The organism is Micromonospora musae, assembly GCF_003626545.1.
Classification (GTDB): domain Bacteria; phylum Actinomycetota; class Actinomycetes; order Mycobacteriales; family Micromonosporaceae; genus Micromonospora; species Micromonospora musae.
On record NZ_RAZS01000016.1, the window covers coordinates 51,742 to 72,394 of the forward strand.

The 20,653-nt window shown below is 73.2% G+C and carries 20 protein-coding genes; 1 reads left to right on the plus strand and 19 read right to left on the minus strand.

Annotation, left to right across the window (positions count from 1 at the left end):
- Positions 1 to 78: 78 nt before the first annotated feature.
- The 11 genes from coaBC to pyrR all read right to left on the minus strand — a co-directional run bounded on the left by coaBC (position 79) and on the right by pyrR (position 12,904).
- Positions 79 to 1,287: a bifunctional phosphopantothenoylcysteine decarboxylase/phosphopantothenate--cysteine ligase CoaBC gene (gene coaBC / locus D7147_RS30370; protein WP_120683864.1), complete on the minus strand. Its 1,209-nt coding sequence runs from the start codon at positions 1,285 to 1,287 to the stop codon at positions 79 to 81.
- Between the two features lie 15 nt (positions 1,288 to 1,302).
- The gene (rpoZ, locus tag D7147_RS30375; protein ID WP_120683866.1) at positions 1,303 to 1,569 is read right to left on the minus strand and encodes a DNA-directed RNA polymerase subunit omega; all 267 of its coding nucleotides are present in this window, start codon (positions 1,567 to 1,569) and stop codon (positions 1,303 to 1,305) included.
- A 106-nt stretch (positions 1,570 to 1,675) separates the two neighbouring features.
- Positions 1,676 to 2,209: a nucleoside/nucleotide kinase family protein gene (locus tag D7147_RS30380; protein WP_120683868.1), complete on the minus strand. Its 534-nt coding sequence runs from the start codon at positions 2,207 to 2,209 to the stop codon at positions 1,676 to 1,678.
- A 25-nt stretch (positions 2,210 to 2,234) separates the two neighbouring features.
- Positions 2,235 to 2,552, minus strand: a complete 318-nt coding sequence (mihF, locus tag D7147_RS30385) for an integration host factor, actinobacterial type (RefSeq protein WP_120683870.1) — start codon at positions 2,550 to 2,552, stop codon at positions 2,235 to 2,237.
- 173 nt (positions 2,553 to 2,725) lie between these two features.
- Positions 2,726 to 3,565 carry an orotidine-5'-phosphate decarboxylase gene (gene pyrF / locus D7147_RS30390; RefSeq protein WP_120683872.1) on the minus strand — a complete coding sequence of 280 codons (840 nt, stop codon included), beginning with the start codon at positions 3,563 to 3,565 and terminating at the stop codon, positions 2,726 to 2,728.
- A gap of 772 nt (positions 3,566 to 4,337) precedes the next feature.
- Positions 4,338 to 5,369 carry a quinone-dependent dihydroorotate dehydrogenase gene (locus tag D7147_RS30395; protein ID WP_120684004.1) on the minus strand — a complete coding sequence of 344 codons (1,032 nt, stop codon included), beginning with the start codon at positions 5,367 to 5,369 and terminating at the stop codon, positions 4,338 to 4,340.
- Between the two features lie 100 nt (positions 5,370 to 5,469).
- A complete protein-coding gene (carB, locus tag D7147_RS30400) occupies positions 5,470 to 8,841 on the minus strand; it encodes a carbamoyl-phosphate synthase large subunit (protein ID WP_120683874.1) in 3,372 nt (1,123 codons plus the stop codon).
- Entirely contained in the window at positions 8,841 to 10,037 is a 1,197-nt protein-coding gene (gene carA / locus D7147_RS30405; RefSeq protein WP_199734302.1) for a glutamine-hydrolyzing carbamoyl-phosphate synthase small subunit, read from the minus strand. Before carA ends, carB begins: the two co-directional genes overlap by 1 nt.
- A 61-nt stretch (positions 10,038 to 10,098) precedes the next feature.
- Entirely contained in the window at positions 10,099 to 11,376 is a 1,278-nt protein-coding gene (locus D7147_RS30410; RefSeq protein WP_120683878.1) for a dihydroorotase, read from the minus strand.
- Complete coding sequence (locus tag D7147_RS30415; protein WP_120683880.1) at positions 11,373 to 12,323, minus strand: aspartate carbamoyltransferase catalytic subunit; 951 nt, start codon at positions 12,321 to 12,323, stop codon at positions 11,373 to 11,375. The genes D7147_RS30410 and D7147_RS30415 overlap by 4 nt, the downstream gene beginning before the upstream one ends.
- The gene (pyrR, locus tag D7147_RS30420) at positions 12,320 to 12,904 is read right to left on the minus strand and encodes a bifunctional pyr operon transcriptional regulator/uracil phosphoribosyltransferase PyrR (RefSeq protein ID WP_120683882.1); all 585 of its coding nucleotides are present in this window, start codon (positions 12,902 to 12,904) and stop codon (positions 12,320 to 12,322) included. Before pyrR ends, D7147_RS30415 begins: the two co-directional genes overlap by 4 nt.
- Before the next feature lie 289 nt (positions 12,905 to 13,193).
- On the opposite strand from pyrR, the gene bldD reads away from it, so the two are divergent.
- On the plus strand, positions 13,194 to 13,682 hold the full coding sequence (bldD, locus tag D7147_RS30425) for a transcriptional regulator BldD (RefSeq protein ID WP_013285505.1): 489 nt from the start codon (positions 13,194 to 13,196) through the stop codon (positions 13,680 to 13,682).
- Between the two features lie 140 nt (positions 13,683 to 13,822).
- On the opposite strand, the gene nusB is transcribed toward bldD, so the two are convergent.
- The 8 genes from nusB to D7147_RS30465 form a co-directional block, all read right to left on the minus strand.
- Positions 13,823 to 14,233: a transcription antitermination factor NusB gene (nusB, locus tag D7147_RS30430; protein ID WP_187399017.1), complete on the minus strand. Its 411-nt coding sequence runs from the start codon at positions 14,231 to 14,233 to the stop codon at positions 13,823 to 13,825.
- 23 nt (positions 14,234 to 14,256) lie between these two features.
- Positions 14,257 to 14,814, minus strand: coding sequence for an elongation factor P (efp, locus tag D7147_RS30435; RefSeq protein ID WP_120683886.1), 558 nt, complete (start codon positions 14,812 to 14,814; stop codon positions 14,257 to 14,259).
- 927 nt (positions 14,815 to 15,741) lie between these two features.
- Positions 15,742 to 16,179 (minus strand): type II 3-dehydroquinate dehydratase, encoded by a 438-nt coding sequence (gene aroQ / locus D7147_RS30440; RefSeq protein WP_120683888.1) that lies wholly within the window; start codon positions 16,177 to 16,179, stop codon positions 15,742 to 15,744.
- A complete protein-coding gene (gene aroB, locus D7147_RS30445) occupies positions 16,176 to 17,258 on the minus strand; it encodes a 3-dehydroquinate synthase (RefSeq protein ID WP_120683890.1) in 1,083 nt (360 codons plus the stop codon). Before aroB ends, aroQ begins: the two co-directional genes overlap by 4 nt.
- A 39-nt stretch (positions 17,259 to 17,297) precedes the next feature.
- Complete coding sequence (locus tag D7147_RS30450) at positions 17,298 to 17,804, minus strand: shikimate kinase (RefSeq protein WP_120684006.1); 507 nt, start codon at positions 17,802 to 17,804, stop codon at positions 17,298 to 17,300.
- Between the two features lie 20 nt (positions 17,805 to 17,824).
- Positions 17,825 to 19,003 (minus strand): chorismate synthase, encoded by a 1,179-nt coding sequence (gene aroC / locus D7147_RS30455; protein ID WP_120683892.1) that lies wholly within the window; start codon positions 19,001 to 19,003, stop codon positions 17,825 to 17,827.
- Positions 19,004 to 19,122: 119 nt separating this feature from the next.
- Positions 19,123 to 20,043 (minus strand): glycosyltransferase family 2 protein, encoded by a 921-nt coding sequence (locus tag D7147_RS30460; RefSeq protein WP_120683895.1) that lies wholly within the window; start codon positions 20,041 to 20,043, stop codon positions 19,123 to 19,125.
- Positions 20,040 to 20,651: a glycosyltransferase gene (locus D7147_RS30465; RefSeq protein ID WP_407663405.1), complete on the minus strand. Its 612-nt coding sequence runs from the start codon at positions 20,649 to 20,651 to the stop codon at positions 20,040 to 20,042. Before D7147_RS30465 ends, D7147_RS30460 begins: the two co-directional genes overlap by 4 nt.
- Positions 20,652 to 20,653: the final 2 nt, after the last annotated feature.

Genomic DNA, 20,653 nt, shown 5'->3' on the forward strand with positions numbered 1-20,653 from the left:
AAGCGTGTGAAAGTCGTTCCGCGGAAGTCTAGTCACCACGGTCCGTGGCGGCGGAGGCGGTTACGTCCGGTTCCACCCTCACGGGCGACGGGCGAGCCGCGGCACCACGAGGTCCCAGACGCCGTCGGCGAGGTCCGCCTTGGACTGTTCGGGCATCCGGGTGACCGAACCGTCCGCGCCGATGACGGTCGCCGCGTTGGTGTCGGCGCCGAAGACCTTGTCCGTCCCCACCTCGTTGATGACGATGAGGTCGGCCCGCTTCCGGGCCAGCTTGGCCCGGCCGTTGGCCTCGGCGTCGCCGGTCTCCGCGGCGAAGACCACCAGCACCTGCTCCGGTCGGCGGCGTTCGCCCAGCTCGGCGGCGATGTCCGGGTTGGTGACGAGCTCGATGGTCGGCGCGCTGCCGTCGTCCGCCTTCTTGATTTTGCCAGGCGCGTAGACGGCCGGACGGAAATCGGCCGGAGCCGCCGCCATCACCACGGCGTCGGCGTCGGTGGCCGCCTTCAGCGTGGCCTCCCGCAGCTCGGCCGTCGTACCGACGCGGACCAGGTCGACGCCGGCCGGGTCGGTGAGGGAGACGTTGGCCGCGATCAGGGTGACCCGGGCGCCGCGGGCCACCGCCGCGCGGGCGAACGCGTAGCCCTGCTTGCCGGAGGAGCGGTTGCCGAGGAAGCGGACCGGGTCCAGCGGTTCGCGGGTGCCGCCGGCGGTGACCACCACCCGGCGGCCGGCCAGGTCGGCGGGGGCGTCGACGCCCCGCGCCAGGGCCCGGCGGGCGACCTCGAAGATCTCGGCCGGGTCCGGGAGGCGGCCCTTGCCGGTGTCCGCGCCGGTGAGCCGGCCCACCGCCGGTTCGATGACCCGGACGCCCCGGGCGCGCAGCGTGGCGATGTTCGCCACCGTGGCCGGGTGCTCCCACATCTCGGTGTGCATGGCCGGGGCCAGCACCACCGGGCAGCGGGCGGTGAGCAGCGTGTTGGTGAGCAGGTCGTCGGCGAGGCCGTGCGCCGCCTTGGCGAGCAGGTCGGCCGTGGCGGGCGCGACGACGACGAGGTCGGCCCCCTTACCGAGGCGGACGTGCGGCACCTCGTGCACGTCGGACCAGACGTCGTCGGCGACCGGCTGCCCGGAGAGCGCCGCCCAGGTCGGCGCCCCGACGAAGCGGAGCGCCGACGCGGTCGGCACGACCCGGACCCGATGGCCCGATTCGGTGAAGAGTCGCAGCAGCTCACACGCCTTGTAGGCGGCGATGCCGCCACCGACCCCGAGAATGATCTCGGCGGACATCGCGGTGTGCCGGGGTTACGGCTGGTCGGTCGGCTCGGCGGTGAGCAGGCCGGCGTTGATCTCGCGCATGGCGATGGAGAGCGGCTTCTCCTGCGGGGTGGTCTCGACCAGCGGGCCGACGTACTCCAGCAGGCCCTCACCGAGCTGGCTGTAGTAGGCGTTGACCTGGCGGGCCCGCTTGGCCGCGAAGATGACGAGGGAGTACTTCGACGACGTCTTCTCGAGTAGTTCGTCGATCGGCGGGTTGGTGATGCCCTCGGGGTTGGTGGCGATGGATCCCACGAATTACCTCTGCGTCTGTCGAACCGCGCGAGCGGTGCGGACTGGCGACCGCGGCTGACTCGCGTGAACCGCGGCCGACTCCGGGCCGTACGGGCGCGGGAGGCGGCTAGCCCCGCACGCGCGGGCCGGCCGGAGTCGGATATGAAGAACCGAGAAAGCCTACCAGCTCATCCGCGACCCGATCCGTCAGGTCGTGCGTCAGGGCGAGTTCGAAGGCGGCCGCGACGGCCGGATCGGGCCGGCGGCCCGGGGGGCGCAGCAGCACCAGCCGGGCGTCGGCGATCCGCTCCCGGACGGCGAGCGCGCCCGGGATGTCGAGCGGCAGCAGCGCCGGCTGCCCGGCGGCGAGCCGGGAGCGCAGGGGTTCGTACGGGGTGCCGCGCCGGTGCGGGCCGGCCCGGGACCACTCCAGCAGGCCACCCGCGGCGATCAGCCGGTCGAACCCGGCGGGGGTCAGGAAGACCCGGTCCACCCCGTCGACCTCGCCCTCGCGGCGGGATCGGGTGGTCGCCGTGACCGGCCGCCACACAGCGGGCGAGCGCGCCCGGACAAGCTCGACGACACTCTCCCGGCCCATGCCCGACGGGCCGGCCAGGACAGTGAGCCGAGCTGCCGGACGCGCCCCGCCTTCCGTGCTCACTGCTTGTTTCTACACGCTGCCGCGATCAGTTGGCGGCGAACTCACCAAGCAGTGCCTTGCGCTGCTGCTCGCCGAGGCCCCGCAGGCGGCGGCTGTCGGCGATCTTGAGCTTCTCCATGATCTGGGTGGCCCGGATCTTGCCGATGCCCGGCATCGCCTGCAGGACGGCCGAGACCTTCAACTTGCCGACGACGTCGTCGGCCTCGGCCTTCTCGAGAACACTCGCGAGGCTGGTCTTGCCCTGCTTGAGGTCCTCCTTCAGCTTGGCTCGGGCCTTGCGGATCTCCGCGGCCTTCTCCAGCGCGGCAGCGCGCTGCTCGGGGGTCAGTGACGGGAGCGGCACCAGTTCTCCTCAGGTCCCTATAGCGGCGGGCGGGACGCACCACCGCACTGTGAAACGTGGTGTCGCTGTGAACCAAGGGGTCCGTGGTTCCCAGCGCGGGGAAAACTAGCGGTCGCCGGACGTTTCGGCAACGTGGGCACGCGATGATCTTCGCAAAGTGACCGACCCGTCAGTCAGTTCATCGGGGGCACGACGGCCCGGCAATCGGCCAGCGCACGGTCCGCGGCGGCCCGCAACGCGGCCACGTCGGGGCCCGCGCCCAACACCTCACGGGAGTACGACGGGAGCACCGCGGGCAGGCTCGCGCCGAAGACCGTACGGAGATCGGCGGCCGTCGCGCCCTGCGCCCCGAGGCCCGGCGCGAGCAGTGGGCCGCCCACCCGGGACAGGTCGTGGCCGGTGTCGCCGATCGTCGCGCCGACCACGAGCCCGAAGCTGCCGAGCGGCTGCGCATCGGCGTTGAGCTGGGAAATCTCGTCGATCACGGTCTGCGCGACGCTCCGCCCGTCGGCGGCGCGGGCGTGCTGCACCGCGGGCCCCTCGGGGTTCGAGGTGAGCGCCAGCACGAAGACGCCACCGCCGTGCTCGGCGGCGAGTTCGAACATCGGGGCCAGTGAACCTACTCCCAGGTAGGGGCTCGCGGTCACCGCGTCGACATACAGCGGCCTGGATGGGTCGAGGTACGCCTCCGCGTACGCGCGGACCGTGGACCCGATGTCGCCGCGCTTGACGTCAAGCAGAACGAGCGCGCCACGATCCCGCAACTGTCGGATAGTTGACTCAAGAATCGCGACACCACGGGCACCAAATCGCTCGAAGAACGCCGACTGTGGCTTGACCACCGCAACCCGGTCACCGAGGGCGTCCACGACGGTCCGGGCGAACCGGTCGAGCCCCTCGGCGTCGTCGGACAGCCCCCAACGGGCCAGCAGCCCCGGGTGCGGGTCGATCCCCACGCAGAGCGGCCCCCGCTCGGCCACGGCCCGGTGCAACCGGGCGCCGAAGGTCTCCATCCGTTGCTCTCCCTCTCTCGTGGTCACCACGGACGGCCCCACGCCGCCCGCGTACGCCGCTGCGCCGGCTCGGCGGCTCCGGGGTACGCCCGGCCCGCCGCGCCGCTCCACCGACCGCACAGCGGTCGGCACGGCCCGTCGGCCGCCGCCGGGCCCGCGCCGACTCCGGTCGGTCTCCCGGCCGGCACACCCCGCGTCCCCGGCCGCCACGGTGGCCGCCGCGGCCCGCGCCACCCGGCGGCGTCGATCGGATCCCGGAACCGGCCCGGCCGGACTCCCCCGCCGGCCGCGGCCACGACGGCGCGGAGCGGGTCGACCGGGAACGGATCGGGCAACTCGGCCCGTCTCGGCGGGCGACTGCCCGGCGCGCGGCGCGCGGCGGTCGCGCCGCACGAGGCCCCCGGACGACACCTCCCCGTCCGCGCGCGGCCGCCGGCGTACTCCCCGACCCGCGCCCAGCCGCCGGGCACGGCAAGGATCGGGGCGTGGGACCGGCCACCGCCCGGTACGGGTCGACCTCGACCCGGCGCGACGCGCCCCCGGCCCGACGCGGGTCGACCCGGCCTGGCCCGAAGCGACCCCGGCTCGGCACGAGGCGGGTCGACCCGGCCTGGCCCGAAGCGACCCCGGCTCGGCACGAGGCGGGCTCGGTGCGGCGCGAGCCGACGCTCGCCCGGCCCGAGCCGGCACCCTCGCGGCACGGGTCGAGCGCGGGACGACGCGAGCCGGCGGCCGGGAATCACCCGGCGGGGCACCGGCGTCGCGCCCACGCTCATCGAACCGGCGGTCGCGCCGGTGTCGCCGCCCGTACGGCGGCGCGGACCAGGGCCGGGCCCCGGTAGATGAACCCGGTGTAGAGCTGCACCAGGCTGGCCCCGGCGTCGAACATCCGGGTCGAGTCGTCCGGGTCGACGATGCCGCCCACCCCGATCACGGGCAGCCGCCCCCCGGTCTCCCGATGCACGAACGAGACCACCTCACGGGCCCGCGCGGCGAGGGGCCGGCCGGAGAGACCACCGGTCTCGGCGCCCCGCGCCACGTCGGCCTCGGCCAGACCGCCGCGGGAGAGCGTCGTGTTGGTGGCGATCACCCCGGCCGCGCCCCGGTCGAGGCAGACCTCCAGCAGCTCGGCGATCGCCGGCTCGGAGAGGTCCGGGGCGATCTTCACGAGCACCGGCTTCTCCCCGACCAGCACGGCGAGCAGCGCGTCCAGATGAGACCGGTCCTGCAAGGACCGGAGACCCGGAGTGTTCGGTGAGGACACGTTGACCGCGAAGTAGTCGCCGTGCCCCTTCAGCGCCTGGTAGGAGGCGAGGTAGTCCTCGACGGCCTCCTCCAGTGGGGTCACTTTGGACTTTCCGAGCGAGATCCCCAACGGGACGCCGAGCGGCCGGGGCAGCGCCGCCAGCCGGGCGGCCAGCGCCTGCGCCCCGGAGTTGTTGAAGCCCATCCGGTTGACGATCGCCTCGCTGTCGCGCAGCCGGAACAGCCGGGGCCGGGGGTTGCCCGGCTGGGCGTGCGCGGTCACCGTGCCGACCTCGACGAAGCCGAACCCCAACGCCGGCCAGGCGGGCAGCGCCACACCGTTCTTGTCCATCCCGGCGGCCAGGCCGACCGGATTGGGGAACTCCACGCCGAAGACCGTGCGCGGGACCCGTGCCGCGTACCGGGCCCGCAGCGCGGCCAGCGCCGCCGGCCGCCGGGACACCGCGGCCAGCCGGTGCAGCGTCCACTCGTGCGCGGTCTCGGCGTCGCCGCCCCCGAGCCGGAACAGCACGGGTCGTACGACGCGCTCGAACATCACCACGCCGCGCCGCCCCGACCATGGTCGATCATGAGGTTGCCCCGGCGACACGCCGCGCCGGTCGACGGCAACCTCATGATCAACGCCGTGGTGCGCCCGGTCACTGGGCGGCCCGCAGGGCGGCGTGCAGCTCCTGGAGCGGCCGGACCCGCAGGTTGCCCTGGATCCGGGTCTCGATGCCCATGACCGCCGCCGCCGCACCGGGCACCGTGGTGATGCACGGGATGTCCGCGGTCACCGCCGCGCTGCGGATCTCGTAGCCGTCGGAGCGGGCACTCGCGCCCGAGCCCTGCGGGGTGTTCAGCACCAGGGCCACGTCACCGCCGAGGATCATCGAGACCGCGTCCTCGCCCTGACCCTCCTCGTAGTGCTTGCGGATCTGCTCGCACGCGATGCCGTGCCGGCGCAGCACCTCGGCCGTGCCCGCCGTCGCGACGATCTCGAAGCCCAGGTCGGCCAGGCGCTTGATCGGGAAGATCATGGCGCGCTTGTCCCGGTTCGCCACCGAGACGAAGATCCGGCCCCCGGTCGGCAGCGAGCCGTACGCGGCCGACTGCGACTTGGCGAAGGCGTGACCGAAGTTCGTGTCGATGCCCATCACCTCGCCGGTGGACTTCATCTCCGGGCCGAGCAGCGAGTCGATCCCCTTGCCGGCCGGCGTGCGGAACCGCTTGAACGGCAGCACCGCCTCCTTCACCGCGATCGGGGCGTCCGCCGGCATGGTGCCGCCGTCCCCGGTCGCCGGGAGCAGCCCCTCGGCCCGCAGCTCGGCGATCGTGGCGCCGAGCGCGATCCGGGCCGCCGCCTTCGCCAGCGGCACGGCGGTCGCCTTCGAGACGAACGGGACGGTACGCGAGGCCCGCGGGTTCGCCTCCAGCACGTAGAGCACGTCGTCCTTGAGCGCGTACTGCACGTTCAGCAGGCCGCGTACGCCGACGCCGCGGGCGATCGCCTCCGTGTACCGGCGGACCTCGGCCAGGTGCGAACCGGCCAGGGTGATCGGCGGCAGGGTGCAGGACGAGTCCCCGGAGTGGATCCCGGCCTCCTCGATGTGCTCCATGACGCCGCCGAGGTAGACGTCACCGTCGGCGTCGCAGAGCGCGTCCACGTCGATCTCGATGGCGTCGTCGAGGAACCGGTCCACCAGCACCGGGTGGTTCGGCGAGATGTCGGTGGCCCGCCCGATGTAGCCGCGCAGCGTCGCGTCGTCGTAGACGATCTCCATGCCGCGTCCGCCGAGCACGTAGGAGGGCCGCACCAGCACCGGGTAGCCGATCTCGTCGGCGATCGTCTTGGCCTCGTCGTACGAGGTCGCCATGCCGTACGCCGGGGCGCGCAGACCGGCCCGGGTCAGCAGGGCGCCGAACGCCCCCCGCTCCTCGGCGAGGTGGATCGACTCCGGGGAGGTGCCCACCACCGGAACCCCGGCGTCCTTGAGCCGCTGCGCCAGCCCCAGCGGGGTCTGCCCGCCGAGCTGCACGATCACCCCGACCACGCCCGGCCCGCCGGCCGCCTTGCCGGAGGTGTCCTCGGCGTGCCAGACCTCGAGCACGTCCTCGAAGGTGAGCGGCTCGAAGTAGAGCCGGTCGGCGGTGTCGTAGTCGGTCGAGACGGTCTCCGGGTTGCAGTTGACCATGACGGTCTCGTAGCCGCCGGTCCCGGCGCCACCCGCCGGGGCCGCGCGCAGCGCCTGGACCGCGTGCACGCACGAGTAGTCGAACTCGATGCCCTGCCCGATCCGGTTCGGCCCGGAGCCGAGGATCAGCACCTTCGGCCGCGCCGACCCGACCACCTCGGTCTCCTGGTCGTACGTGGAGTAGTGGTACGGGGTGGTCGCCTCGAACTCGGCCGCGCAGGTGTCCACGGTCTTGTACACCGGCCGGATGTCGAGCCGGTGCCGCAGCGTCCGTACGCCCTCCTCGGCGGCCAGCTCCGGACGGAGCGCGGCCAGCTGCCGGTCGGAGAGGCCGGCCCGCTTCGCGCGGCGCAGCAGCTCGGCGTCGAGCACCGGCGCGTCCACGATCTCCGCGCGCAGCTCGACGAGGCTGGCGATCTGGTCCAGGAACCACGGGTCGATCCCGCCGGAGGCGGCCGCCACCTCGGCGATGGAGGCGCCCAGCCGCAGCGCCCGCTCGACGGTGTAGAGCCGGCCATCGTGCGGCGTACGCAGCGCGGCGAGGGTGTTCTCCCTGGTCGCGCCCACCGGATCCGGCACGCTCCAGAAGCCGGCCGCCTTCGTCTCCATCGAGCGCATCGCCTTGTTCAGCGCCTCGGTGAAGTTGCGTCCGAGGCTCATCGCCTCACCCACCGACTTCATGGTGGTGGTCAGCTCGGCGTCCGCACCCGGGAACTTCTCGAAGGCGAACCGCGGGATCTTGACGACCACGTAGTCCAGCGTCGGCTCGAACGCCGCCGGAGTCTTCAGCGTGATGTCGTTGGGGATCTCGTCCAGGGTGTAGCCGATGGCGAGCTTCGCGGCGATCTTCGCGATCGGGAAGCCGGTCGCCTTCGACGCCAGCGCCGAGGAGCGCGACACCCGCGGGTTCATCTCGATGACCACGATGCGCCCGTCGGCCGGGTTCACCGCGAACTGGATGTTGCAGCCCCCGGTGTCCACCCCGACCTCGCGCAGCACGGCGATACCGAGGTCGCGCAGGCGCTGGTACTCCCGGTCGGTGAGCGTCATGGCCGGGGCCACGGTGACGCTGTCGCCGGTGTGCACGCCCATCGGGTCGAGGTTCTCGATCGAGCAGACCACCACCACGTTGTCGTGGCGGTCGCGCATCAGTTCGAGCTCGTACTCCTTCCAGCCGAGCACGCTCTCCTCGATGAGCACCTCGTGCACCGGGCTCGCGGCCAGGCCGTCACCGGCGATGCGCTCCAGGTCCTCCTGGGTGTGCGCCATGCCCGAGCCGAGGCCGCCCATCGTGAACGACGGCCGGATCACCACCGGCAGGCCCAGCTCGGCGACGGTCTCCCGGACCTCGTCCATCGAGTGGCAGACCCGCGAGCGCGGCACCAGCGCCGACGGGTCCTCGTAGTCGAGGCGCGCACCGGCCTTCGCCACGATCTCCTTGAACAGCTGCCGGTCCTCGCCGCGGTTGATCGCGTCGATGTTCGCCCCGATCAGCTCGACGCCGTACTTCTCCAGCACACCGGCCTCGTGCAGGGCGACCGCGGTGTTCAGCGCGGTCTGCCCGCCCAGGGTCGGCAGGATCGCGTCCGGGCGCTCCTTGGCGATGACCAGCTCGACGAACTCCGGGGTGATCGGCTCGACGTAGGTGGCGTCGGCGAACTCCGGGTCGGTCATGATCGTGGCCGGGTTCGAGTTGACCAGGCTGACCCGGATCCCCTCGCTGCGCAGCACCCGGCACGCCTGGGTGCCGGAGTAGTCGAACTCGCAGGCCTGCCCGATCACGATCGGCCCCGAGCCGATGACCAGGATGTGCTTCAGGTCGCTCCGCTTCGGCATCACTTTCCGCCTTCGCTGTGGTTCCGGTCGAGGCCGCGGCCCTCGCTGCGCCGCCGGTCGAGGCCGCGGCCCTCGATCAACTCCGCGAAGCGGTCGAAGAGGTAGTCCGCGTCGTGCGGACCGGCCGCCGCCTCCGGGTGGTACTGCACCGTGAACGCGGGCACGTCCTTGGCCCGCAGCCCCTCGACCACGTTGTCGTTGAGGCAGACGTGCGACACCTCGACGCCGCCGAACGCAGTGTCGATCACCTGGTTGGGGACGACAGCCCCCACCCCGGCGCCGGGCACCTGCACCGCGAAGCCGTGGTTGTGGCTGGTGACCTCGACCTTGCCGGTCGACCGGTCCAGCACCGGCTGGTTGATGCCGCGGTGGCCGTAGCCGAGCTTGTAGGTGCCGAAGCCGAGCGCCCGGCCGAGGATCTGGCTGCCGAAGCAGATGCCGAAGAGCGGGATCCGCCGCCCCAGCACCTCCCGGGCCAGCGCCACCGGACCGTCGGCGGTCGCCGGGTCACCCGGACCCGGCGAGAAGAAGACCGCGTCCGCGCCGGTGGCGAGCAGGTCGTCGATCGTGGACGAGGCCGGCAGCACGTGCGTGGTGACCCCACGGGCGGCCAGCCGCCGCGGCACGTTGCGCTTGATGCCCAGGTCCAGCGCGGCGACCGTGAACCGGTGCTCGCCCTGCGCCGGCACCACGTACGACTCGGCGGTGGTCACCTCGGCGGAGAGGTCCGCCCCGGCCATCTCCGGGGTCTGCCGGACCCGGGCCAGCAGCGCCCGCGGGTCCTCCTCGACGCTGGAGATGCCGACCCGCATGGCACCGCGCTCCCGCAGGTGCCGGGTCAGCGCCCGGGTGTCCACCCCGGCGATGCCGACGACACCCTCGGCGGCGAGCCGATCCTCCAGCCCGCCGCTGGCGCGCCAGTTGGAGCCGATCCGGGCCGGGTCACGCACCACGTACCCGGCCACCCAGATTCGGGACGACTCGTCGTCCTCGCCGTTGACGCCGGTGTTGCCGATGTGCGGCGCCGTCTGCACCACCACCTGCCGGTGGTAGGAGGGGTCGGTGAGGGTCTCCTGGTAGCCGGTCATGCCGGTGTTGAAGACCGCCTCGCCGAAGGTCTCCCCGACGCTGCCGTAGGCCTCGCCCTGGAAGGTGCGGCCGTCCTCGAGAACCAGGATCGCCGGCCTGCGCTTCACCATGCCGCATTCCCTTCGACCCGGACTGCGGGGCTCCGCTCCGCTGCACTCCTCGCTCGGATCATTTGACAGCCTTTCCGTCCAGAACCGTCGGCTCGCCGCGCAGGAAGGTCGCCACGACGCGACCCGGCAGCGTCATGCCGGCGTACGGGGTGTTGCGGCTCAGACTCGCCAGCTCACCGGGCTCGATCCGGCGCTGGGCGGCCGGGTCGACGAGGGTGAGGTTGGCCGGCACGCCCGGTGCCGGGTCGAGACCGTGGGACTCCAGCCCGGCGATCCGGGCCGGGGTGCGGGACATCCGCTCGGCGATCAGGTCCCAGCGGGGGCCGAGCACCTGCAGCGTGATCGAGAGCGCCGTCTCCAGGCCGAGCATGCCCGGCCGGGCGTACGCCCACTCGCACTCCTTGTCCTCCACGGCGTGCGGCGCGTGGTCGGTGGCCACGATGTCGATCACCCCGTCCGCCAGCGCGGCGCGCAGCGCGGTGACGTCGTCGTCGGTGCGCAGCGGCGGGTTGACCTTGTAGACCGGGTCGTACGTCTCGGCCCGCACGTCGGTGAGGAGCAGGTGGTGCGGGGTCACCTCGGCGGTGACCCGTACGCCACGGGCCTTGGCCTGGCGCAGCACCTCGACGCTGCCGGCGGTGGAGACGTGGCAGACGTGCAGGCGGCTGCCCACGTGCTCGGCGAGGAGCACGTCCCGGGCGATGATCGCCTCCTCGGCCACGGCCGGCCAGCCGGTGAGCCCGAGGCGCGTCGAGACCGCCCCCTCGTGCATCTGCGCGCCCTCGGTGAGGCGGGGCTCCTCGGCGTGCTGGGCGATGATCCCGTCGAAGGCCTTCACGTACTCCAGCGCGCGGCGCATCAGCCGCGGGTCGGCGACGCAGTGCCCGTCGTCGGAGAAGATCCGCACCCGGGCGGCGGAGTCGGCCATCGCGCCCAGTTCGGCCAGCCGCTCGCCGGCCAGCCCGACCGTGACCGCGCCGATCGGCTGCACGTCGACCAGGCCGGCTTCGCGGCCGAGGCGCCAGACCTGCTCGACGACGCCGGCGGTGTCGGCGACCGGTGAGGTGTTCGCCATGGCGCAGACCGCCGTGTACCCGCCGAGCGCCGCCGCGCGGGAGCCGGACTCCACCGTCTCCGCGTCCTCGCGGCCGGGTTCGCGCAGGTGGGTGTGGAGGTCGACGAGGCCGGGCAGGGCGACCAGCCCGGCGGCGTCGAGCACGGTGACGCCGTCGGCGGCCAGGTCGGCGCCGGTCTCGGCGACCACACCGTCGCGGATCAGCAGGTCGGTCGGCGCGGCGCCGAGCACGCTGACCCCCTTGACGAGGTACGCGGTCATGCGTTGTTCCCCCCGAGCAGCAGGTAGAGGACGGCCATCCGGACGGAGACCCCGTTGGTGACCTGTTCGACGATGGTGGAGCGGGCCGAGTCGGCCACCTCGGGTGTGATCTCCATGCCCCGGTTCATCGGGCCGGGGTGCATGACGATCGCGTGCTCGGGCAGCCGTCGCATCCGCTGCCCGTCGAGCCCGTAGCGGCGGGCGTACTCGCGGGCGGAGGGGAAGTAGGAGTCGCTCATCCGCTCCCGCTGCACCCGCAGCATCATCACCACGTCCGACGTCGGCAGCACCGCGTCGAGGTCGTAGCAGACGCTGATGTCGGGTGCCTGCCCCGCGGTGTTCGCGGTGGCCGCCCTGGTGGCCCAGTCGACCGGGATCAGCGTGGGCGGCCCGACCAGGGTCACCTTCGCGCCGAGGGTGGAGAGCAGCAGCACGTTGGAGCGGGCCACCCGGCTGTGCAGCACGTCGCCGACGACCGCCACCGACAGCCCGGCGAGCCGCCCCAGCCGGGAGCGCATGGTGTACGCGTCGAGCAGCGCCTGGGTGGGGTGCTCGTGGGTGCCGTCGCCGGCGTTGACCACCGAACCGTCCACCCACTCGGCCAGCCGGTTCGCCGCGCCGGAGGCGGGGTGGCGGACGACCACCGCGTCGGCGCCCATCGCCTGCAGGGTGAGCGCGGTGTCCTTCAGGCTCTCGCCCTTCGCGACGCTGGAGCCCTTGGCGGAAAAGTTGATCACGTCGGCGCTGAGTCGCTTCGCCGCCGCCTCGAACGAGATGCGGGTCCGGGTGGAGTCCTCGTAGAAGAGGTTCACCACGGTGCGCCCGCGCAGCGCGGGCAGCTTCTTGACCTCGCGACCGGCGACCGTGGCCATCTCGGCCGCGGTGTCCAGGATCCGGGTGGCGGTGGCGGCGTCCAGGTCGGCGCCGGAGAGCAGGTGCCGGATCATGAGGCGATCCCTCCGTAGAGCTTGACCCCGTCCGCGCCGTCGGTCTCGGCGAGCGTGACCTTGACGCTCTCGGCGAGCGAGGTCGGAATGTTCTTGCCCACGTAGTCGGCGCGGATGGGCAGCTCCCGGTGCCCCCGGTCGACGAGGACCGCGAGCTGCACCGAGGCCGGGCGGCCGACGTCGTTGAGCGCGTCGAGCGCGGCCCGGACCGTCCGCCCGGAGAAGAGCACGTCGTCGACGAGGATGACCCGCTTCCCGTCGATGCCGCCGGGCGGCAGCTGGGTGGGGCCGATCGCGCGGGTGGCGTTGCGGCGCAGATCGTCGCGGTAGAGAGTGATGTCGAGCACACCGACCGGTACGGCCACGTCCTCGAAGGTGCTGATCCGGGCGGCGAGCCGCCGCGCCAGGGGCGCGCCCCGGGTGGGGATGCCGAGCAGAACGGTCTCGGCGGCGCCCTGGGTCTTCTCCAGGATCTGGTGGGCGATGCGATCGACCACGCGCTGAACGTCGGCGCTGGCGAGGATCACCTTCACCGAGGGTTGCCGCGCGGGTGGTGATTCGGCAGCCGGTGGGCAGGCCACGGCGGACCTCCTTCCCCGCCTCACGGGACGGGTCGTTAAAGGATGTCGGGCGCCTCCGCCGCTGGCCGCGGGCGGCCCACGCGAAGGCTTCACGCCACGTTACCAGTGGTCACCGGGTCGGCCGCCGCCGGCTACTGACCACCGGATCAGCGTCACGAAATGGGGATAACTCCCCCCGCGCTCCCCAACGGTAAGGTCACGAACACTTGACCAGGTTGCTCAATCCCCGTACCGTCACGCTCCGTAGCGAAATCGCTGGGAGAACCCCCGCAGCACTGGGAGTGTCCGAATGCCCTCTGAATACGCCAAGTCTCTGGGTGCCCGCCTGCGCTCGATCCGCCAGCAGCAGGGGCTGTCCCTGCAGGGGGTGGAGGAGAAGTCGAACGGGCGCTGGAAGGCCGTCGTGGTCGGGTCGTACGAGCGCGGTGACCGGGCCGTCACGGTGTCCCGCCTGGCCGAGCTCGCCGACTTCTACCGCGTGCCGGTCTCGGAGCTGCTGCCCGACGGCAGTGGGGTCCGTCACGAGCCCACCAGCAAGATCGTGCTGGACCTGGAGCGGCTCTACGACGAGGCCTCCGAGGACCTGGCCTACGTCGCCCGCTACGCGCGCGCCATCCAGCAGCAGCGCGGCGACTACAACGGGCGGGTGCTCTCGATCCGCGCCGACGACCTGCGCGCGCTGGCGATCGTCTACGACGCCTCGCCGTCGGGTCTCATCGAGCGGCTCACCGAGCACGGCGTGCTCGTCGCCGACCCGCGGGCGTTCTTCGCCTCCTGACCGGCTGATCAGCGCAGAGGGCCCGTGCCGTACGGCACGGGCCCTCTCTGCGTCGCGCTATCTCTGCGTCGCCGTCTCCGCGTCGCGCTGTCGCTGCGTCGCGGTCTCCGCGTCGCCGTCTCCGCGGCGTGCGGAGCCGTTCAGCGGGTGGCGTACTCGGCGATCCGGCCGAGCACCCCGTTGAGGAAACGGGGCGAGTCGTCGGTCGACATCTGCCGGGCCAGCTCGACCGCCTCGCTGATCGCCACCGCGTCGTCGATCTCGTCGAGGAAGAGCAGCTCGTAGACGGCGATCCGAGCGAGGTTGCGGTCGACCGCGGGCATCCGATCCAGCGTCCACCCCTCGGCGTAGCTGGCGATCAGCTCGTCGATCCGGTCGAGGTGGTCGGCGACCCCCTCGACCAGCCGCACCGCGTAGCCCAGGTGCTCCGGGTGGGGTCGCTCGATGCGCTCCAGGTAGCCGGCCAGCACCTCCACCGGGGGGTGGTCGCGCAGGTCCGCCTCGAAGAGCACATCGAGCGCTCGCTTGCGCGCCTTGCGGCGCGCCGGCATCTGCTGTTTGGGACCCTCAGCCATCAGGAGCGGCCGAGGTAACGGCCGTCGCGGGTGTCGACCTTGATCTTCTCGCCGGTGGTGATGAAGAGCGGCACCTGCACGGTCGCGCCGGTCTCGACCGTCGCCGGCTTGTTGCCGCCCGTGGAGCGGTCGCCCTGCAGACCCGGCTCGGTGTACGTGACCTCGAGCACGACGCTGGTCGGCAGCTCGATGTAGAGCGGCACGCCCTCGTGGGTGGCGACGGTCGCCTCCGCCTCGGGCAGCAGGTAGTTCGCCGCCTCGCCGACGGTGCCGCCGGGCACGGTGATCTGGTCGAAGGTCTCCAGATCCATGAAGACGTAGTCCTCGCCGTCGGCGTAGAGGTACTGCATCGTGCGCTTGTCGACGGTCGCCGTCTCGACCTTGGTGCCCGCGTTGAAGGTCTTGTCGACCACCTTGCCGGAGAGCACGTTCTTCAACGTGGTGCGCACGAACGCACCACCCTTACCGGGCTTGACGTGCTGGAACTCGACTACGGCCCAGAGCTCCTTGTCGAGGTTGAGTACCAGGCCGTTCTTCAGGTCGTTGGTGGTGGCCATTTCCTGCCTTGATCATCAATTGGCGGACAGACCTGGAAAGTCTACTAGCCCCGCCAGGCTCTGGCCCGGCTCCACCCGGCCCGCAGCTCCGACCCGCCGCCGTCGGCCCCGGCCGGACCCCGTCCGCCCCCCGCACCCGCCCACCGCGGCACCCCCGGCGCCGCCTTCCCCGCTGCGGTCGACCGCGTGATCAACGTCACTCTCCGCAGCCCAGCGCGCATCGGCCGGCGACTCCCCGGCTCCCTGCTCTGCCCCCTCAACGCGCCAGCTCCGCGCCTTCCGACGCGCTGGCTCTGCACCCCTATGCGCGCCAACTCTCCACCGGGTGGCCCGCATGCTCTGCACCAGCCAACGCGCCAGCGCTCCACCAGGCGGCCTGCTCGCCCTGCACCCCTGAACGCGCCGGTAACGGAAGGTGACTGGGGCCTGAACGGCAGGAGTCGGGGCGGTCCGCTGGAAGTGCAGTTCAACGGGGTGGTGCGTATAGGGCAGCAGAGCAAAGGATGCGGAGTGGTGAGGTGACCCGAGCAGTTGGGCATTACTCAGCGTGAGGAAGCCAGGGGTTGCGGGCCTGACCAACCCGATGGCTCGGCCGGACACTCGGGCGCCGAGGGCCGGGGCGGAGCGGACCGGGGCGGGCCGGGGCGGACCGGGCCGGGCCGGGTTATGGGTAGCGGCCAGGGAACCGGACCGGGGCCGGGTTGGGGTCAGCGAGAAGGGCGCGGCCGGGGCCGGACACGCGAGGGGGGTGATCGACTCGAGTTCCTTGAAATCGGGGTGTCGCGGCGGTGCGGACACCCCGATATCTCGGCAAGTCGAGTTGATCATCGTCGCCGGGCCCCGCACCGGGCCCCGCACCAGGCCCGCGCCGGGCGGCGCGCGGGCGGGCTAGGCGGGGCGGGGGCGGGCGAGCCTAGTCGGGCAGGGTCAGCGCGCGCCCTGGCCGGCGGCTAGGTGGTGCAGGGCGAGGCGGTAGCCGCTGAGGCCCAGCCCGCAGATCACCCCGGTGGCCACCGGGGAGACCACCGAGTGGTGCCGGAACTCCTCGCGGGTGTGGATGTTCGAGATGTGCACCTCGATCAACGGCCCGCGCAGCATCGCGCAGGCGTCGCGGACCGCGTAGGAGTAGTGCGACCAGGCAGCGGGGTTGAGCACAACGGCCGCACCCTCGTCCGCGGCGGCGTGCAGCCAGCCGAGCAGCTCGTGCTCGGCGTCGGTCTGCCGCACCGTGACGTCCAGGCCGAGGTCCCGGCCGGTCGACTCACAGAGCGCCACGAGGTCGGCGTAGGTGCTCGCCCCGTAGACCTCGGGCTCGCGGGTGCCGAGCCGGCCGAGGTTAGGCCCGTTCAACACGTGGACCTTCACGGCTGCGCCACCTGCTCGTACGCGGCGCGCAGCAGGGCGTCGTCCGGGCCTTCGAGGATCGCCGGACGGGCCAGCCCGTCCAGCACCACGAAGCGCAGCCGGTTGCCCCGGGCCTTCTTGTCCACCCGCATGGCGGCCAGCAGCTGCGGCCAGGCGTCGGCCGGGTAGCTGGTGGGCAGGCCGAGAGCGGCCATCGCCGTACGATGCCGACGCGCCGTCGCCTCGTCGAGCCGGCCGGTGAGCCGGCCCAGCGCGCCCGCGTAGACGACGCCCACGGCGACCGCGTCGCCGTGCCGCCAGCGGTAGCCCTCGACCTTCTCGATCGCATGCCCGAGGGTGTGGCCGTAGTTGAGCACCTCACGAACGCCGGACTCGCGCAGGTCGCCGGAGACCACGTCGGCCTTCACCCGGATCGCCCGCTCGATCAGTTCGCGGGTCACCGGTCCGGTCGGGTCGACGGCGGCCGCCGGGTCCGCCTCGACCAGGTCGAGGATCGCCGGGTCCGCGATGAAACCGCACTTGACGACCTCGGCGAGCCCCGCCGCCAGGTCTGCCGGGGGGAGGCTGTCCAGGGTGGCCAGGTCGCAGACCACCCCCGCCGGCGGGTGGAACGCGCCGACCAGGTTCTTGCCGGCGGCGGTGTTGACCCCGGTCTTGCCGCCCACCGCGGCGTCGACCATGCCGAGCAGCGACGTGGCCACCGGCACCCAACGCACCCCGCGCAGCCAGCAGGCGGCGACGAAACCGGCCAGGTCGGTGACGGCGCCGCCGCCCACCCCGACCACCGCATCGGTACGGGTGAAGCCGGCCTCGCCCAGCCGGTCCCAGCAGGCCGCGGCGACGTCGATCCGCTTGCCCGCCTCGGCGTCCGGTACCTCGATCGGCAGCGGTTCGACGCCGGCGGCGCGCAGCCGCTCGCCGAGCGAGTCGGTCAACGCCTTGAGCGGCGGGGCGTGCAGCAGCGCCACCCGGGTCGCCCCGGGCAGCAGACCGGGCACCGTGTCGAGCAGGTCACGTCCCACCAGCACGTCGTACGACTGCTCACCGCCGCCGACCGGGATCCGGGTCACCTCGTCCATCGCGGGCAGCCTAGTCGAGCGAACCGGGACCGGGCGACGTCAGCGCTTCAGCAGGGCGTGGATCTCGGCCGCGATCTCCTCCGGGAGGCGCCCGTCGGTGGACACCGTCGCGGTGGCGACCTCCTCGTAGAGGGGGCGACGCTGGTCCATCAGGTGCTTGAGGGTCGCCCGCGGATTGATCGCCAGCAGCGGGCGGCCGGCCCCGAGCCCCACCCGCTTGACCGCGTCCGGCAGCTCGACGGAGAGGTGCACCACCGGGTGCCCGACCAGGGCCGCGCGGGTCTCCTCGGCGAGCACCGCGCCGCCGCCCAGCGCCAACACCCCCGGGCAGGAGGCGAGCGCCGCGGCGACCGCGGCCCGTTCGAGCGCCCGGAAGTGCGCCTCACCCTCGTCGATGAAGATCTCCGGGATCGGCTTACCGGCCATCCGCTCGATGTCCAGGTCGGTGTCGCGGAACTCCACCCCCAGCCCGGCGGCGAGCGCCTGCCCGACCGTGGTCTTGCCGGAGCCGGGCGCGCCGACCAGTACACAGACCGGCCGGGTCACCCCGGCTGCCGCCGCGCCGGTCACCGGATCACCAGCGCGTCCAGGTAACCGGCGAGGTTACGGCGGATCTCCGCGACCGAGTCGCCGCCGAACTTCTCCATGGTCGCCTCGGCGAGCACCAGGGCGACCATCGCCTCGGCCACCACGGCGGCGGCCGGTACGGCGCAGACGTCCGACCGCTGGTTGATCGCGGTGGCCGGCTCGCCGGTGGTCACGTCGACGGTGGCCAGGGCCCGGTTCAGCGACGAGATCGGCTTCATCGCGGCCCGGACCCGCAGCGGCTCCCCGGTGGTGATGCCACCCTCCAGCCCGCCGGCCCGGTCGGTGACCCGCCGGACGCCGGTGGCGGTGGGGACGATCTCGTCGTGTGCCGCGGAGCCCCGCGAGCGGGCCTGCTGCCAGCCGTCGCCGATCTCCACGCCCTTGATCGCCTGGATGGACATCAGCGCGGTGGCGAGCCGGGCGTCGAGCTTGCGGTCCCACTGCACGTGGCTGCCCAGGCCCGGCGGCACCCCGTACGCCAGGACCTCGACCACGCCCCCGAGGGTGTCGGCGTCCTTCTTCGCGGCGTCGACCTCGGCGACCATCCGCGCGCTCGCCTCCGGGTCGACGCAGCGCAGCGGGTCGGCGTCGATCCGCTCGGCGTCCTCGGGCCGCGGCCGGAGCCCCGGCTTCACGCTCACCGGACCCAGCTCCACCACGTGCGAGACGATCTCGATGCCGAGGGTCTGCTTCACCAGCGCCTTGCCGACGGCGCCGACGGCGACCCGAGCCGCGGTCTCCCGGGCGCTGGCCCGCTCCAGGATGGGTCGGGCGTCGAGGTGCCCGTACTTCTGCATGCCGGCGAGGTCCGCGTGCCCGGGGCGGGGGCGGGTGAGCGGGGCGTTGCGCGCCTGCCCGGCCAGCTCCTCCGGATCGACCGGATCGGCGGCCATGACGGTGCGCCACTTCGGCCACTCGGAGTTGCCGACCCGGATGGCCACCGGGCTGCCGAGGGTGACGCCGTGCCGCAGGCCGCCGATGACCTCGACCTCGTCCTGCTCGAACGACATCCGGGCGCCCCGGCCGTAGCCGAGCCGACGGCGGGCCAGCTCGGCGGAGATGTCGCCGGTGGTCACCTCGACTCCGGCGGGCACCCCCTCGAGCAGCGCGACGAGGGCGGGTCCGTGCGATTCACCTGCGGTCAGCCAGCGCAACACAGGCGCAAGTTTGTCACGCCGTGTGGTCGGACCGGTGCGGCGGCCACCCCGTCCCGCCCTGCGGACGGTGATGTCCGCCGACCGGCCGGGACGCGCCGACCCGCCCCGACCGGTCAGGCTCAGATCCCCCGGCCGCGCCGGTGCAGGGTGCGCAGGACCGCGTCGGCGCGGACCACCCGACCGGCCACGGCCAGCGCCAGGTAGGCCCGGGGCTCGCGGGGGTTGCGGCGCAGGGTGCGGCGGGCCCAGTGCAGCGCTCCGCGCCGGTCCCCGGAGGCGGCCCGGGCGAAGGCGATCTGCCCGGCCACCCGGGCCTCGCCGGCGGGCTGACCGGCGAACTCGGGGTAGCGTTCCAGCAGCCACTGCAGCGCCGCGGAGATGGTGTCCCACCGCTGGGCGAAGTACGACCGCTTGTGCCAGCGCACCAGCACGTACGGGGTGCGCAGGTTGACCAGCGGGGCGCTGCGGGCGGCCCGGAGCAGGAACTCGTAGTCCTCGGCGTAGCTGCCCGGGATCTCCTCGTCGACCAGCCCGAACCCGTCGCGCAGGGCGGTGGCGCGGATCAGGAACGTGGACGGGTGCAGCTCGGTCATCCGGTCCCGCAGCAGGTCGGCGAGGGCGACCCGGTCCCGGTCGAGCACCCGGTCGACGGTGTGTCCGTCGTAGCTGACCCGGATGCCGCAGCTCACGAACTCGGCGTCCGGCACGGCGACGAGCGCCTCGACCTGGGCGGCGAGCTTGCCGGGCAGCCACTCGTCGTCGTCGTCGCAGAACGCGACCAACTCCCCCACGGCAGCGAGGGTGCCGGTGTTCCGCGCGCCGGCCAGCCCCGGTGTCCGCTCGTTGCGGAGCACCCGGACCCGCCGGTCGGGCCGCGACAGCTCCTCCAGCGACCGGTCCGGGTCGGACTGGTCGTAGACCACCACCACCTCGATCGGGCCGGGGTGCTCCTGGTCGAGGATGGCCCGGATCGCGGCCCGGAGCAGCTCCGGCCGGTCCCGGGTGGGTACCACGACGCTGACCGAGGGGAAGGTCGTCACCTGTCACGCTCCGCACCTTGGGTCGACCGGCTCCACAGCCGCCACCTGGGGCGGCGTCGGGACGCGGCGGCGACCAGCTCGTCCACGATCTGACCCACCCGGGTCACGGCCGCCTGCTGGGCGTGCTGCGCGGCGGCGTCGGTGGCGACCGCGAACCGGGTCGGATCGGCCAGCCCGGCGGCGAGGGCGTCCCGGAGCTCCTCGCGGGACTCGCAGAGCGCGACCATGCCGGCCGCGCCGAGCCGGCGGGCGAAGAGCTGCTGGTGGTCGTCGACGTGCTCGCCCAGCGTCGGGTTCCGGGGGACCACGATCGGCAGGTGACCGTGGCGGCGCGCCTCCAGGATGGTCGCCGGCCCGCCGTGGCAGACCACGAGGTCGGCGTCGGCCATCGCGGCTTGCAGCGCGTCGTGGCCGAGGAAGGGCACCGCGCCGGGCACGGCCGGCGGGCGGGTGTGTCCGTGCTGGACGGTGAGACCGACCTCGTCGGCCGTCTCGACGTGCCACTCCTCCAGCCAGCTCACCAGGCGGTCGAAGGGGTGCTTGTCGGTGCCGACGGCGACGAGCAGCTGCAGTCGCGCGGAGTCGGCGCGCTCGCGTTGCCGGGGCACCC